The 14257-nt window shown below is 70.3% G+C and carries 12 protein-coding genes; 8 read left to right on the forward strand and 4 right to left on the reverse strand.

Annotation, left to right across the window (positions count from 1 at the left end; all coding sequences use genetic code 11):
* Positions 1–13 precede the first annotated feature (13 nt).
* The 3 genes from ispG to ispH are packed head-to-tail and all read right to left on the reverse strand — an operon-like array spanning position 14 to position 3914.
* Positions 14–1153, reverse strand: coding sequence for a flavodoxin-dependent (E)-4-hydroxy-3-methylbut-2-enyl-diphosphate synthase (ispG, locus tag JNUCC0626_RS16440; protein ID WP_394620631.1), 1140 nt, complete (start codon positions 1151–1153; stop codon positions 14–16).
* Positions 1150–2940 (reverse strand): 1-deoxy-D-xylulose-5-phosphate synthase, encoded by a 1791-nt coding sequence (locus JNUCC0626_RS16445; protein WP_394620632.1) that lies wholly within the window; start codon positions 2938–2940, stop codon positions 1150–1152. The genes ispG and JNUCC0626_RS16445 overlap by 4 nt, the downstream gene beginning before the upstream one ends.
* Before the next feature lie 23 nt (positions 2941–2963).
* The gene (gene ispH, locus JNUCC0626_RS16450) at positions 2964–3914 is read right to left on the reverse strand and encodes a 4-hydroxy-3-methylbut-2-enyl diphosphate reductase (RefSeq protein ID WP_394620633.1); all 951 of its coding nucleotides are present in this window, start codon (positions 3912–3914) and stop codon (positions 2964–2966) included.
* A gap of 268 nt (positions 3915–4182) precedes the next feature.
* On the opposite strand from ispH, the gene JNUCC0626_RS16455 reads away from it, so the two are divergent.
* Positions 4183–5085 (forward strand): SAM-dependent methyltransferase, encoded by a 903-nt coding sequence (locus JNUCC0626_RS16455; protein WP_394620634.1) that lies wholly within the window; start codon positions 4183–4185, stop codon positions 5083–5085.
* A 99-nt stretch (positions 5086–5184) separates the two neighbouring features.
* Complete coding sequence (locus tag JNUCC0626_RS16460) at positions 5185–6015, forward strand: methyltransferase domain-containing protein (RefSeq protein WP_394620635.1); 831 nt, start codon at positions 5185–5187, stop codon at positions 6013–6015.
* 52 nt (positions 6016–6067) lie between these two features.
* Here JNUCC0626_RS16460 and JNUCC0626_RS16465 read toward each other — a convergent pair whose 3' ends face one another.
* The gene (locus JNUCC0626_RS16465; protein ID WP_394620636.1) at positions 6068–7288 is read right to left on the reverse strand and encodes a cytochrome P450; all 1221 of its coding nucleotides are present in this window, start codon (positions 7286–7288) and stop codon (positions 6068–6070) included.
* Between the two features lie 280 nt (positions 7289–7568).
* Here JNUCC0626_RS16465 and JNUCC0626_RS16470 point away from each other — a divergent pair, with 280 nt between their 5' ends.
* The 6 genes from JNUCC0626_RS16470 to JNUCC0626_RS16495 all read left to right on the forward strand — a co-directional run bounded on the left by JNUCC0626_RS16470 (position 7569) and on the right by JNUCC0626_RS16495 (position 14257).
* The gene (locus JNUCC0626_RS16470; RefSeq protein WP_394620637.1) at positions 7569–8597 is read left to right on the forward strand and encodes a polyprenyl synthetase family protein; all 1029 of its coding nucleotides are present in this window, start codon (positions 7569–7571) and stop codon (positions 8595–8597) included.
* A 16-nt stretch (positions 8598–8613) separates the two neighbouring features.
* Positions 8614–9783, forward strand: coding sequence for a cytochrome P450 (locus JNUCC0626_RS16475; RefSeq protein ID WP_394620638.1), 1170 nt, complete (start codon positions 8614–8616; stop codon positions 9781–9783).
* A gap of 10 nt (positions 9784–9793) precedes the next feature.
* The gene (locus JNUCC0626_RS16480; RefSeq protein ID WP_394620639.1) at positions 9794–10690 is read left to right on the forward strand and encodes a UbiA family prenyltransferase; all 897 of its coding nucleotides are present in this window, start codon (positions 9794–9796) and stop codon (positions 10688–10690) included.
* Positions 10691–10758: 68 nt separating this feature from the next.
* A complete protein-coding gene (locus JNUCC0626_RS16485; RefSeq protein WP_394620640.1) occupies positions 10759–11511 on the forward strand; it encodes an arylamine N-acetyltransferase family protein in 753 nt (250 codons plus the stop codon).
* A complete protein-coding gene (gene pabB, locus JNUCC0626_RS16490) occupies positions 11508–13556 on the forward strand; it encodes an aminodeoxychorismate synthase component I (protein ID WP_394620641.1) in 2049 nt (682 codons plus the stop codon). Before JNUCC0626_RS16485 ends, pabB begins: the two co-directional genes overlap by 4 nt.
* Positions 13553–14257, forward strand: coding sequence for an aminotransferase class IV (locus tag JNUCC0626_RS16495; protein WP_394620642.1), 705 nt, complete (start codon positions 13553–13555; stop codon positions 14255–14257). The genes pabB and JNUCC0626_RS16495 overlap by 4 nt, the downstream gene beginning before the upstream one ends.

Here is a 14257-nt window from a genome sequence, read left to right on the forward strand (position 1 = left end):
CCCAGCCTGCTTCTCAGGTGGCGGCCTCGACGTCGACGCCCATCTCCTCGGCGATGCGGGCCGCCTCGTTCAGCAGGGTCTCCACGATCTGCGACTCCGGGACCGTGCGGATCACCTCGCCCTTCACGAAGATCTGCCCCTTGCCGTTGCCGGCGGCGACCCCGAGGTCGGCCTCCCGCGCCTCGCCCGGGCCGTTCACCACGCACCCCATCACCGCCACCCGCAACGGCACGGGGAACCCCTCGAGCGCGGCGGTGACCTGCTCGGCCAGCGTGTGCACGTCCACCTGGGCACGGCCGCACGACGGGCACGACACGATGTCGAGTCCGCGCGGCCGCAACCCCAGCGACTCCAGGATCTGGTTGCCCACCTTGACTTCCTCGACGGGCGGGGCGGACAGCGAGACGCGGATGGTGTCGCCGATCCCCTCCGCGAGCAGCGCGCCGAACGCGACCGACGACTTGATCGTGCCCTGGAACCGCGGCCCGGCCTCGGTGACGCCGAGGTGCAACGGGTAGTCGCAGCGCGCGGCGAGCTTGCGGTACGCCTCGATCATCACCACCGGGTCGTTGTGCTTCACCGAGATCTTCAGATCGGTGTAGCCGTGCTCCTCGAACAACGAGCACTCCCACAAAGCCGACTCCACCAACGCGTCCGGCGTGACTCCCCCGTGCTTCGCCAGCAGCCGCTTGTCCAGCGAACCGGCGTTCACGCCGATCCGGATCGGCACGCCCGCGTCCCCGGCCGCACGGGCGATCGCGCCGACCTGGTCGTCGAACTGGCGGATGTTGCCGGGGTTCACCCGCACCGCCGCGCAGCCTGCGTCGATCGCGGCGAACACGTACTTGGGCTGGAAGTGGATGTCGGCGATCACCGGGATGCCGGACTTGCGCGCGATCACGGGCAACGCGGCCGCGTCGTCGGCCGACGGCACCGCCACCCGCACGATCTCGCAGCCCGCCGCCGTGAGCTCGGCGATCTGCTGCAACGTGGCGTCGACGTCGGCGGTCGGCGTGGTGGTCATCGACTGCACCGACACCGGCGCGTCCCCGCCGACCGCCACCGGACCCACCATGATCTTCCGCGAGGTCCGGCGGGTGGCCACCGAGAGCACTTCCTTGCGCGGCACGGGCATTCCCAGGGCGACGGTCATAGTTCCACTCCTGAACCGACGGGCTCGCGCGCGTCCAGATCGGTGATCAGTCCTGTCACAGCCTTGGTGACGTCCTGCGCGGTCAGCCCGCACGCGGCGAGCACCTCGGCCCTCGACCCGTGCTGCAGGAACCGGCGCGGGATGCCGAACTCGCGCAACGGCGTGCGCACGTCGTGGTCCCGCAACGTCTGCGCGATCGCGGACCCGACCCCGCCCGCGCGGCTGTTGTCCTCCACGGTGATCACGAGCCGGTGCCGGCGGGCGATGTCGGCCAGCGCGGGGTTGACCGGGTTGACCCAGCGCGGATCCACCACCGTCACCCCGAGTCCCTGTGCCACCAGGTCCTCGGCGGCCAGCAACGCGAGTCCCGCGAGCGCGCCGATCGAGACGATCAGCACGTCGGACGGCCCGGTGCGGCGCAGCACGTCCAGTCCGTTGAACACGGCCACGGCGGGCACGTCGTCGCCCACGGGTCCCTTGGGGAACCGCACCAGCGTCGGACCTTCCTGCCACGCCACGGCTTCGGTCAGCAGTTCGCCGAGCCGGGTGCCGTCGCGCGGCGCGGCGATCCGCAGCCCCGGCACGACCTGGAGCACCGACAGGTCCCACATGCCGTTGTGGCTCGGCCCGTCGTCGCCGGTCACGCCGGAGCGGTCGAGCACGAACGTCACCGGGCGCCGGTGCAGCGCGACGTCCATCAGCAGCTGGTCCAGCGCGCGGTTCACGAACGTCGAGTAGATCGCCACGACCGGGTGCACCCCGCCCAGCGACAACCCGGCGGCCATGGTGACCGCGTGCTGCTCGGCGATGCCGACGTCGATCACCCGGCCGGGATGCTTGCGCTGCAACGGGAGCAGGCCCGTCGGCTCGGTCATCGCGGCCGTGATCGCCATCAGGTCGGCGCGTTGTTCGGCCAGTTCCACCAGCTTCTCGCCGAACACCGCCGTGAACGACCGGCCGGACGACCCGAGCGGCAGCCCGGTCGCCGGGTCCATCGGTTTGACGGCGTGCCCGAGGTCCAGCTCGTTGCTCTCGGTGTGCGGGTATCCCTTGCCCTTGGCGGTGATCACGTGCACCACCACCGGCCCCTCCAACGCCACGGCCTGGCGCAGGGCGTCCTGGACGGCGGCGATGTCGTGCCCGTCGACCGGCCCGAGGTAGAGCAGGCCGAGCTGTTCGAACAGGGTCGCCCCGTGCCCGGAACGCAGGTCGGCGAGGTGCTCGGCGAGACCACCGACCGTGGGCGCGTAGGAACGACCGTTGTCGTTGAGCACGATGACCAACGGCCGGTCGGGCCCACCCGCGATGTTGTTGAGCGCCTCCCACGCCATGCCACCGGTCATGGCGCCGTCGCCGATGATCGCGACGGTCGCGCGGTCACGGCGTCCCAGGTGGGCGTCCGCACGGGCCAGACCGTCCGCATAGGACAGTGCGGTGGACGCGTGGGAGTTCTCCACGAGGTCGTGCTCGGACTCGTCCCGGCTCGGATAACCCGAGACGCCACCGGACTTGCGCAGCCGGTCGAACCCGGCCTGCCGCCCGGTGAGGATCTTGTGCACGTACGACTGGTGCCCGGTGTCCCACAGCAGCCGGTCGCGCGGGGACTCGAAGACCGTGTGCAGCGCGATGGTCAGCTCGACCACGCCGAGGTTGGGCCCGAGGTGTCCCCCGCTCGCGCAGACGCGGTCGATCAGGAACGCGCGGATCTCCTCCGCCAGGTCGCGGAGTTGCGCCGCGGTCAGCTCCCGCAGCCGGGCCGGGTCGCGCACGGTGTCCAGCAGCGCCATGTCGAACAGCTCCTCACGGTCGGTCAGCGCGCGTCGGGCACGCCGGTGAGTCGTGCGGGCGGGGTGAACACGACGTCCTCGGTCGCCACCCGGTGCACGGCCACGTCCCCGTACCCGAGCGAGGCGAGCTTCGCGACGACCTCGTCGACGAGGATCTCGGGCGCGCTCGCCCCGGCGCTCACGCCGACGGTCCGCACGCCGTCGAGCCACGCGGTGTCGAAGTGCGTCACGTCCGGCACGAGTTCGGCCCGCCCGCCGTGCCTGCGCGCCACCTCGACCATCCGGATCGAGTTGCTGGAGTTGGTGGAGCCCACCACCAGCACGAGGTCGCAGTCGTTCACGATCGCCCTGATGGCGTCCTGACGGTTCTGGCTCGCGTAGCAGATGTCGTCGGTGCCGGGCCCGCGCAGATCGGTGAACCTGCGTTCCAGCACGGCGATGATGTCCCTGGTGTCGTCCACCGAGAGCGTGGTCTGGGTCAGCAACGCCACCGGCGCGTCGGCCGGCAGGTCGAGCGCCTCGGCGTCGGCGACGGACTCGACGATGATCGTCTGGTCGGGGGCGTGCCCGAACGTGCCCTCGACCTCCTCGTGGTCCGCGTGGCCGACGAGCAGCACCGTGCGTCCGTCGCGGGCGAACCGGCGGGCCTCCTGGTGCACCTTGGCCACCAGCGGACAGGTCGCGTCGAGCACGTCCAGTCCGCGCGCCGCCGCGTTCTCCCGCACCTGAGGCGAAACTCCGTGCGCGGAGAACACGCACACCGCGCCCTCGGGCACTTCTTCTTCGGAGTCGACGAAGCGCACACCGCGTTGTTGGAACTCGCGCACGACGTAGTGGTTGTGCACGATCTCCTTGCGGACGTAGATCGGTGCGCCGTGCCGTTCCAGCGCGAGGTCGATGATGGCGATCGCCCGGCGCACCCCGGCGCACAGACTCCGCGGCTCGGCCAGCACGATCTGCTTGTCACCGCTCATTTGCCTCACTCCGTTCCGCGCGAAGACCCGGCAGCCACCAATCCGGAGATTAGTGCAGACAGCGCTATTCGCCGCGCCCTTTGGGGTTTTTCCCAAAGTCGAACGAGCGCCCTCCGCGTCGTTGACACGGCCCTGTGTGCCACCCCAGGATGGAATCCGATGGCCGCCACCCATATTTCGGGGCGAATCAGGATTCCGGATCGTGAGGCGGCAACGAATTTAGAACGAGTCGCTGCTTGCGAGAAATCCGAGCCCTGGAGAAGTGACCGTGTCAAATCTTGCAAGTTCACCTCTGGCAGCACTGGACCCTCAGGACGAGGTCCGGGTCGTCGGCCAGTATTACGACGACAAAACCGCCAAACTCGTTCGCAAATACGGGCCCGGCCCCCGGATCCACTACCACGTGGGCTACTACCCGGGTTCCGAGGTGCCGAGCTACCCCGCGAACGCGACGGCGGACGACATCCGCGCGAGCATCCGGCTGCACCAGGAAGGTCTGCTGCGGTACGGGGCCAAGATCTGGGGCGCCGAGCACCGCCTGTCGGGCAAGGTCCTCGACGTCGGCTGCGGTCTCGGCGGCGGGTCGCTGTTCTGGGCCCAGGAGTACGGCGCCGAGGTCACGTCGGTGACGAACGCGCCGGAGCACGCTCCGATCGTCGAGGGGTTCGCGCGCGAGTGCGGGCTCGACGGCAAGGTCAAGGCGCTGATCTGCGACGCGAACAAGCTCACCGTCGACGACGGCCCGTACGACGCGGCGGTGGCGATCGAGAGCAGCGGGTACTTCAACCGCCCGCAGTGGTTCGAACGCCTGGCGCACGTGCTCAGGCCGGGTGCGAGCGTGTGCGTCGAGGAGGTCTTCACGACGCGCCCGCACGGCGCGGACGTGTGGGCCGAGTACTTCTACTGCAAGCCGGTGACCGTCCGCGAGTACGAGGAAGCCGCGAACGCCGCCGGGTTCGAACTGGTCGACGACGTGGACGCGACGGCGGAGACCGCGCCGTTCTGGGACGAGAGCGCCGCCTGGACGCAGGCGGGACTCGACCACGACCACGGTCTCTCCGCGGTGGAACGCAGGCAGATGCGGATCTCCCTGCTCGCGAACAGGGCGCTGGGCGCCGAGTGGAAGGCGGGCGGCCTGAAGCTGGGTTTCCTGCGCTTCGAGAAGAAGTGACCCACGCGGTCACCACGCAGTGCACGCGGGCGCTCGGCTGGACTCCAGCCGAGCGCCCGCTCTTTTCCCGCCCTTTCAAGAACGATGCGGAGTTTCTCCATGACGCTCGGCCAGTCCCCTGCTCCCGGCGACGTCGCGGACGTCTACGACGGGATCGGTCAGATCTACGATGCCGCGTGGGGCCCCAACCACCACTACGGCTACTGGGACGACGACGCCGACCAGGCCTCGATCGAGGCGGCCACCGACCGCCTCACCGACATGATGATCGACGGGCTGCGCTGGCGGGCGGGCCAGCGCGTGCTCGACGTGGGCTGCGGCATCGGCCACCCCGCGTTGCGCCTGGTCCGGAGGTCGGGCGTGGACGTCGTGGGCATCTCCGTCAGCCACGTCCAGGTGGCGCGGGCCAACGCGCTCGCGGTCGGCGCCGGGCTCGCGGACCGGGCGACGTTCCAGTTCATCGACGCGATGGACATGCCGTTCCCGGACGACTCGTTCGACTCCGCCTGGGCGTTCGAGTCGATGTGGCACATGCCCGACCGCGCCCAGGTGCTGTCGGAGATCTCCCGCGTCGTGCGTCCCGGCGGACGGCTCGCGATCGCCGACGTCATCGAACGCGGCCCGGTGAGCCCGCAGGGCCGCGAGGTTCTCGACCACATCAGCGCGAACTACGCGGTGAACTCGCTCGGCACGATCGAGGAGTACCGGGAGGCGCTGGCCGCCACCGGGTTCGTCGACGTGGAACTCCGCGACCTGACGGCGCACTGCAACCGCACGCTCACGGTCATGGCCGAGGCCGTGCAGACCCGGCGGGACGAGCTGAACGCCCTGGTCGGCGAGGTGCAGGCCCAGTCGTTGCTCGACTTCATGCGGCTGTCGGCAGTCACCCCGGAGCAGGGTTACGTGTTCCTGACCGCGACCCGCGCCTAGACGCGACTGAGCCCCCGGCCAATGGTTCTGGCCGGGGGCTCCTTCGTGCCTGTCAGTGCCGTACGCGCAGCTCGGACAGCGCCCGCAGCGGGAACACCGGGCGGTGCTTCGGTGCCTGGCCCGGCACCAGCGTCAGGCCGGGCATCCGGGCGGCGACGGCCTGCACCGCGACCTCCAGTTCGGCGCGGGCGAACCCGGCGCCGAGGCAGAAGTGGATGCCGTGCCCGAACGCGAGGTGCGAGGAGGACTTCGTGTTCGGGGCGAACGCGGCGGGGCACGCGTGCGCGCGGCTGTCGCGTCCGGCGGCGCCGTAGAGCAGCAGCAACCGGCTGCCCTCGGCCAGGGGCACGTCACCGACGACGACGTCCCTCGTCGCCGTGCGGTACATGCCGGCCAGCGGGCTGTCGAACCGCAGCCCCTCCTCGACGAGTTCGCGCGTCGCGACCGTGCCGTCGACGACGGACTGCCAGCCGTCCGGCGTCAGCAGCTGCTGGTAGAAGATCGTGCCCAACGCCTCGGCGCAGGTCATGTGGCCCGCGAAGATCAGCGTCGGGATCTGCACGGCGACCTCGGCGGCGGTCAGCGTGGTGCCCGCCTTGCCGTCGTGCAGCAGCTCGCTGATCAGGTCGTCCTGCGGTGAGGCGAGCCGGTCCTGCGCGATCGCGCGGGCGAACGCGCCGAACTCCATCAACCCCTGGGCGTGCTCGCGCAGCAGGTCGGGGTCGGTGTCCTGCTGGAGCATCATGAGTTCGATGCGCTGCTCGGACCACAGCCGGCAGCGGTCGTAGTACTCCTCGGGGATGCCGAGCCGCCGGCACATCACCTCCAGCGCGTACGGGACGGCGAACGCGGCGATGAAGTCGAACTCCTCGTCCTTCGCGGCCCGTTGTGCCAGGTCGGCGGCGATCTCGCGCATGGTCGGCTCGAACGCCCTGACCCGCGCCGGGGTGAACCCGGTGTTGAGGACCTCGCGGATGCGGGTGTGCTCGGGCGGGTCGAGCGAGCCGACGGCCACGGCACCGGCGCCGCGCCAGGTCTTGAACATCTTCGCCACGTCGTCGGGCAGCGCGACCTTGGGCCGCGGGTTGTGGTCGCGCGCGGAGAAACCGCCGTCGTCCTTCAGCACGGCGAGCATGTCCTCGCGCCGGGTCACGCACCACGCGTCGAGCAAAGGGGCGTAGAACACCGGCTCGTCGTCCCCGATGCCGGCCAGGAATGAGTACGGGTCGTCGCGGTGTTCGCCGTACGGGTCGAACGGCCTGCCTTCGCGCAATTTCCCAGAATCGGCCGATACAGCCATTTAACGTCTCCAGCTCTCGGGGCACCATTCCCCGGCGCTGACCAGCACCGCCCGGCGCCACCCAGCAGCCACCAATCCCCAGATTAGTGCCATCCGGGTGAACTGCCGCCCGGATTGGGGTTTTTCCCAAAGTCGCAGGAGGGCGTGAGGGCGTCGTTGACACGAACGAGAGGGGTCCCGCAGGATGCTGAGAGGAACTGCTGCCCGAATTATTTCGGTTTCAATTCGCGAACGTCAGGTGCGGAGAATCCCGATGAGCACACTCGACACGTCGGTGACCGGGCTCGCGTCGCCGAGGACCGTGCGGTCCGAGGTGCTGCCCGTCGTGCGGCAGCAGGTCTCCGCGCTGGAACCGACCCTGGCGCGGGTCTGCGCCTATCACCTCGGTCTGATCGACGAACGCGGTGAGCCGATCAGCGCGGCCAGCGGCAAGATGACCCGCGCCGCGTTGATGACGGTGACGGCGGAAGGTCTCGGGCTGCGGGCCGAGGACGTGCTGCTGCCCGCCGCGGCGTTGGAGTTGCTGCACAACTCCACCCTGATCCACGACGACATCATCGACGCCGACGACCTGCGGCGGGGCCGCCCGGCCGCGTGGAAGGTGTTCGGCGCCGGCCTCGCGATCCTCGCCGGGGACGCGGCGCAGAACCTCAGCATCGAGATCGTCGTCAACGACCCCGGCGCCGGCCGTGCGGAGATCGCCGGCGCGTTCGCCGAGGCCACCCGGCTCGTGCTCGCGGGCCAGTCCCGGGAACTCACCGTGCGGCTGGGCCCGGACACCGGACTCGCCGAGTACGACCGGATCGTCGAGGAGAAGACGTCCGCGCTGCTGGAGTGCGCTCTCGTGACGCCCGCATTGCGTGCGGGCAAAGCAGATCACGTCGTGACGGCGTTGCGCGGCGCGGGCCGGCACCTCGGCCTCGCGTTCCAGATCTCCAACGACGTCGAGGACATCTGGGGCGACCAGGCGGTGACCGGCAAGCCTGTCCGGGGCGACGTCGAACGCCGCAACCCGACCTTCCCCGTGCTGGCGGCGATGGCCTCCGAGAGCCCGGCGAGCGCACGGCTGCGCGAACTGTGGGACTCCGGCGGCACCTCTGCGGCGCACCTGCAGGAGATGGCCGACCTCACCGAGGAGACCGGTGGCCGGGACACGGCCGACAAGCGGTCCCGCGGCCACCTCGACGCAGCCCTGGAGCACCTCGGCCGGGCCGGGCTGACGTCTGCCGCGACCGCCGAGCTGACCTCCCTGTTCCACCGCATCGTCCGCCGCACGGCTTGATCCCCGGAGGTCGTCAGTGAGTACCCCGGTTCAACTGCCTCTCGAGCAGGAGAACGTGCTGGAGCTCGCGCCCGGTGTGCGCGCGCTCCAGTCCCAGGGCTCGGTCCACCGGGTGCGCACGCCCACGGGCGGTGAAGGGTGGCTGGTCACCGGGCACGCCGACGTGCGGCGGTTGCTGGACGACGGCGAGCGGCTGAGCCGCAACAACCCCGACCCTGCGGCAGCGGACGGCGGGGCGGCGTTGCTCGCGAGCCTGCTCGGCGGGTTCGCCACCGACCACGCCCGGATGCGCGCGTTGCTGGAACCGCACTTCTCCGCCGAACGGATGGCGGAACTCCGCCCGTACGTGGAGAAGCAGACCGGTCAGCTGCTGGACTCCCTTGCCGCGCAACGGCCTCCGGTCGACCTGCGCGAAGCCGTGGCCTTGTCGTTGCCGATCCAGGTGATGTGCGAGTGGCTGGGCGTGCCTCCGGAGGACAAGGACCGGTTCGGCGTCTGGACGCAGGACGCCGCGAACGTCGGCGACCCGGTGAAGTCCAAGCAGGGCCTCGGCGGGTTGTTCGGCTACTGCAAGCAACTCGTCGCGGACAAACGCCAGAACCCCGGCGACGACGCCATTTCCCGGCTCTGCGCGGCCGACGGGATCACCGACGACGAGGTGCTCGGGCTGACGGCGTTGCTGCTGTTCGGCGGCTACGAGACCACGGTCGCGCGGATCGGCACGTGCGTGTCGCTGTTGCTGTCCGAACCCGGTCAGTGGCAGGCGCTGGTGGACGACCCCGACCTCGTTCCCGCCGCGGTGGAAGAGACTCTGCGGCGGTCGATGCCGAACCCGCACAACGGCGGCATGCCCCGGTGGGCGGTGACGGACTTCGAGATCGACGGCGTGCGGATCTCCGCCGGCGACTTCGTGATGCTGAACGTCATCGCGGCCAACCACGACGAGTCGGTGTTCGCCGACGCGGGCCGGGTCGACATCGCGCGCGACACCTCCGGCAGCCTCGCGTTCGGGTACGGGGCGCACCACTGCGTGGGCGCGGCGTTGGCGCGGATGCAGTTGCAGGTGGTGCTCACCCAGCTCGTCACGCGGTTCCCGTCCTTGCGCCTGGCCGTCGGTGTGGACGAGCTGAGGTTGCGGCACGAGACGTTGATCGGCGGTCTGTTCGAACTCCCGGTGACCTGGTGATGGGGAACTGATGCTGCACAAGATATCCGCGGGCGTCGTCACGAAGAGCCCGGACTCGATCCGCTCGTACCTGCTGCTGATGCGGCTGGACAGGCCGACGGGGTACATGCTGTACCTGTTGCCCGGTCTGTGGGCCACCGTCTTCGCCTTCCAGGACTCGTCGGACCTGATCGCGGTGGTGGCGGTCGCCATCGCGGCCGTGCTGATCCGGGGTTTCGCCTGCGCCAGCAACGACGTGACCGACGTGGAGATCGACCGGCGGGTCGCCCGCACCGTCGGCAGGCCGGTCGCGGCGGGCACGATCAGCGTCCGCAACGGCGTGCTCTGGGCCGCCGCGCAGGCCGGGGCCGCGTTGCTGGTGCTGGCGGTGGCGAACTGGGAGACGGTGCTGGTCGCGCTGGCCACCTACCCGTTGATCGTCGCCTACCCGTTCATGAAGCGGTTCTTCGTCTGGCCGTCGGCGTTCCTCGGGCTGGTGATGAGCACGTACGTGTTCGTCGGCTGGACGGCGGCGACCGGCAACGCCGACTACCCGCCGCAGGTGTACGGCCTGTACGCGGCCGGGACGTTCTGGACGATGATCCACGACGCGATCTACTCCCACCAGGACAAGGAGTACGACCGCAAGATCGGGGTCAAGTCGTCGGCGCTGCTGTTCGGCAACTCCACCAAGATGTGGCTCGCGTTCTTCGGCCTGCTCAGCCTCACGGGCGTGATCTGGGCGGCGTCGCTGACGACGATCGGGTGGGCGTTCTACGTGGTCGTCGTGCTCGCCGCGGCGTACCTGGGCTACCTGATCAAGCGGGTGGACCTCGACGACCCGAAGGCGTGCTGGGACACGTTCTGCGCCAACACGAACTACGGCTGGCTCGTGCTCGCCGCCCTGATCGCCGGGCAGCTGACGTGACGGGCCATTGGCAGGGCGAGGGTGTCGACCTCGACGCATACCTTGCGCGCGTTGGGTTTGACGGTGAGGTGGCCGCCGACCTCACGACGTTGCGGGGCCTGCACACCGCGCACGTGGACGCGATCCCGTTCGACAACCTCGACGCGCTGCTCGGGCGGACCGAGGTGCCGCTGGACATCGCCCGCGTCCAGGACAAGATCGTGCGGCAGGGTCGCGGCGGCTGGTGCCTGGAGCAGGTCGTGCTGATGGCGGCCGTGCTGGACCGCATCGGGTTCACGTTCACCGCGTTCGCCGGGCGGACCCGGATCCGCACCGGCAACCCGTTCGGGCCCGCGCTGCACGTCGCTCTGGCCGTGCAGGTCGAGGGCGAAACCTGGCTCCACGACGTGAGTTTCGGTGCGCACGGGCTGCACGAGCCGATCCTGCTCGCGGAGGGCGCGCGGCTGGACGGGGACTTCTCGTTCGAGGTGGCCCGCGAGTCCTCCGGCGAGTTCGTGCTGCGGTTCCTGCGTCCGGAAGGGCCGGCGGAGCTGTACGGCTTCACCACGGATGCGCGGTACCCGTCGGACTTCGAGCTGCTGAACCACTTCTGCCTCACGCACCCGCGGTCGCCGTTCAACCACCGGATGATCCTGCAGCGCACGCGGGCGAAGGTCCGGCACCTGCTGGCCGGCACCACGTTGCTGGAGATCCGGGCGGGCGAGACCTCGTCCCGCGAACTCGACGGGGCCGAGGCGCTGGCCGTCATCGAGGAGATCTTCGGGATCACGCTGGCGCCGGACGACGTCCAGACTCTGCGGAAGACCTTGGCCGGCCCATGACGCGAACACTCCTGGTGGACAACTACGACTCCTACACCTTCAACCTGTTCCAGCTGATCGCCGAGATCAACGGCTGCGAGCCGACGGTCGTGGTCAACGACGACCCGGCGTTGCTGGACCTGAGGCTGGAGGACTTCGACAACGTCGTCGTGTCCCCCGGCCCCGGTCGCCCGCAGAACTCGCGCGACATCGGTCTCGTCGGGGAACTGTTGCGGCGCACGACGTTGCCGGTGCTCGGGGTGTGCCTCGGGCACCAGATCATCGGGCACCTGGCGGGCGCCACCGTGGCCGCCGCGCCCGAACCCCGGCACGGGCACCTCGCCAAGGTCTCGCACGAGGGCGATCCGCTGTTCGCGGGCGTGCCGCAGGAGTTCGTGGCGGTGCGGTACCACTCCTTGAGCGTGCAGGAACCTCTGCCCGCCGAGCTCGTGCCGATCGCGTGGGCGGACGACGGGGTGCTGATGGCGTTGCGGCACCGGGACCGGCCGCAGTGGGGTGTGCAGTTCCACCCCGAGTCGGTGGCGTCCGGGTACGGCCGGGAGATCCTGCGCAACTTCGCCGAGCTGACCCGGCAGGCTCAGACTCCCCCGCTGGACCTCGCCCCGGCCGCCGAGCTGGGCCTGGTCAGCGCGGTGGTTCCGGTCGCCGACGCCGAGTCGATCTTCCTGTCGCTGTTCGGCGACAGCGAGCACTGCTTCTGGCTCGACAGCAGCCGGGTCGAGCGCGGGCTGTCGCGGTTCTCGTTCCTGGGCGACACCTCCGGGCCGCTCAGCGAGGTCGTGACCTACCGCACCGGCAGCGGGGTCGTGTCGGTGCGCGACCGCGACGGGGCCCGCGAGGTACCGGGCAGCGTGTTCGACTTCCTCGAGCAACGGCTGCGTGAGCGGCGGATTCCTCCGACGTCGCTGCCGTTCGACCTGACCGGCGGGTACGTCGGCTACTTCGGCTACGAGCTGCGGGCCGAGTGCGGCGCTCCGGTCCGGCACCGGGCCGAGACACCGGACGCGGCCTGGCTGTTCGCCGACCGGATCGTCGCGGTCGACCACCAGGAGGGGCTCACCTACCTGGTGGCCGTGCACGACGTTGACGGCAAGGACGACGCTCAGGCGTGGGTGGATCGGACGGCGGCCGTCCTCAGTGGACTGCTTCCGGCCGACGAGCCTGTCGCTGTGTCCGGTGCGCCGGTGGACGCCGAGGAGTTCCTCGTCCGCGATCGGGACCAGTACCTGGCCGATATCGAGGAGTGCCAGCGGCAGCTCCGGCTGGGCGAGAGCTACGAGATCTGCCTGACGAACAAGCTGCACCTGCCGTTCCGCGACGACGACACGGACTTCTACCTCAGGCTGCGGCGAGCCAACCCGGCCCCGTACGCGGCGTTGCTGCGCCTGGGCGACGTGTCGGTGTTCTGCTCGTCGCCGGAACGGTTCCTGCGCATCGAGCGGGACCGCTCGGTGACCAGCAAGCCGATCAAGGGCACGGCTCCCCGCGACGCCGACCCGGTGCGGGACGCGGAGATCGCGGCCACGCTGGCGTCGAGCGCGAAGACGCAGGCCGAGAACCTGATGATCGTCGACCTGCTGCGCAACGACCTCGGCCGGGTGTGCGAGGTGGGCAGCATCGACGTCGACCCGTACCTCGCCGTCGAGAGCTACCAGACCGTGCACCAGCTGGTGTCCACTGTGCACGGACGGCTCAAGGACGACGTCAGCGCGATGGACTGCGTCCGGCAGTGCTTCCCCGGTGGCTCGATGACGGGTGCGCCGAAGCTGCGGACGATGGAGATCATCGACGGCCTGGAGACCGAGGCCCGTGGTGTGTACTCGGGGACTCTGGGGTACTTCGGGCTGTCCGGCGGCACGGACCTGAACATCGTGATCCGCACGGCCGTCCGGGTCGGTGACCGGCTGTCGATCGGCGCGGGTGGGGCGATCGTGCTCGGGTCGGAGGCCCAGGAGGAGTACGAGGAGATGCTGCTCAAGGCGGCGGCGTCGTTGCGGGCGTGGCGGGCGCCGGCCGTGTCGGACGTGGGTGGTCCGCCGCGATGAGCCGACGGTGGTGGGATGACGGGTGGTCGGACGCCGACGACTCCGGGGTGGTGCGGGTCATCGACTCGTGGCTGGTGGAGGAAGGGCGGGTGCGGGGGTTCGACCTGCACGCCCGGCGTTTCACCGACGCGTGTTCGCGGTTCGCGATCCGGACCGACGCGTTCCTGCACGCCGTGACCGAGGCCCTGCCCACCAGCGGCCGTTGGTTTCCCCGTGTCGAACTCGTCGATTCACGCCTGCGGTTGTGGCTGCGTCCCGCTCCCCCGCGCACGACGACCGTCCGGCTGTGGAACTCGGGCCCCGACCGCCGCACCCGGCCGACGGTCAAAGGCCCCGACCTCGACCACCTGGCCGCCCTCCGCGCCTCCGCCATCGCAGCCGACGCGGACGAGGCGCTCCTGCTGTCCTCGGAGGGACACGTGCTCGAAGGTTCCACGACGAGCATCGTCTGGTGGCGCGGCGACACGCTCTGCGGACCGCCTCTGGACGCTGTGCTGCCCGGCGTGACCCGCGCCCTGCTCGGCCCGGTCGCGGAAGAACTCGCCACCCCCGCCGATCTCGCGGACGTTCCCGTGTGGACGGTCAACGCCCTGCACGGCATCAGGCCGGTGACCGCGGGCCTCGGCGGCGAACCGGACCTGGCACTGGCGCGGCAGTGGCAGGACCGTCTCGAAGCACTCGTCTCCGTGCCGATCTCGTGA

This window comes from Lentzea sp. JNUCC 0626, assembly GCF_043632865.1.
Taxonomy (GTDB): Bacteria; Actinomycetota; Actinomycetes; order Mycobacteriales; family Pseudonocardiaceae; genus Lentzea.

Excerpts from the sequence above, each read along its gene's own strand:
- ispG (WP_394620631.1), bottom strand. The coding sequence starts at position 1,153 with ATGACCGTCGCCCTGGGAATGCCCGTGCCGCGCAAGGAAGTGCTCTCG.
- JNUCC0626_RS16445 (WP_394620632.1), bottom strand. The coding sequence starts at position 2,940 with ATGGCGCTGCTGGACACCGTGCGCGACCCGGCCCGGCTGCGGGAGCTG.
- ispH (WP_394620633.1), bottom strand. The coding sequence starts at position 3,914 with ATGAGCGGTGACAAGCAGATCGTGCTGGCCGAGCCGCGGAGTCTGTGC.
- JNUCC0626_RS16460 (WP_394620635.1), top strand. The coding sequence starts at position 5,185 with ATGACGCTCGGCCAGTCCCCTGCTCCCGGCGACGTCGCGGACGTCTAC.
- JNUCC0626_RS16470 (WP_394620637.1), top strand. The coding sequence starts at position 7,569 with ATGAGCACACTCGACACGTCGGTGACCGGGCTCGCGTCGCCGAGGACC.
- JNUCC0626_RS16480 (WP_394620639.1), top strand. The coding sequence starts at position 9,794 with ATGCTGCACAAGATATCCGCGGGCGTCGTCACGAAGAGCCCGGACTCG.
- pabB (WP_394620641.1), top strand. The coding sequence starts at position 11,508 with ATGACGCGAACACTCCTGGTGGACAACTACGACTCCTACACCTTCAAC.
- JNUCC0626_RS16495 (WP_394620642.1), top strand. The coding sequence starts at position 13,553 with ATGAGCCGACGGTGGTGGGATGACGGGTGGTCGGACGCCGACGACTCC.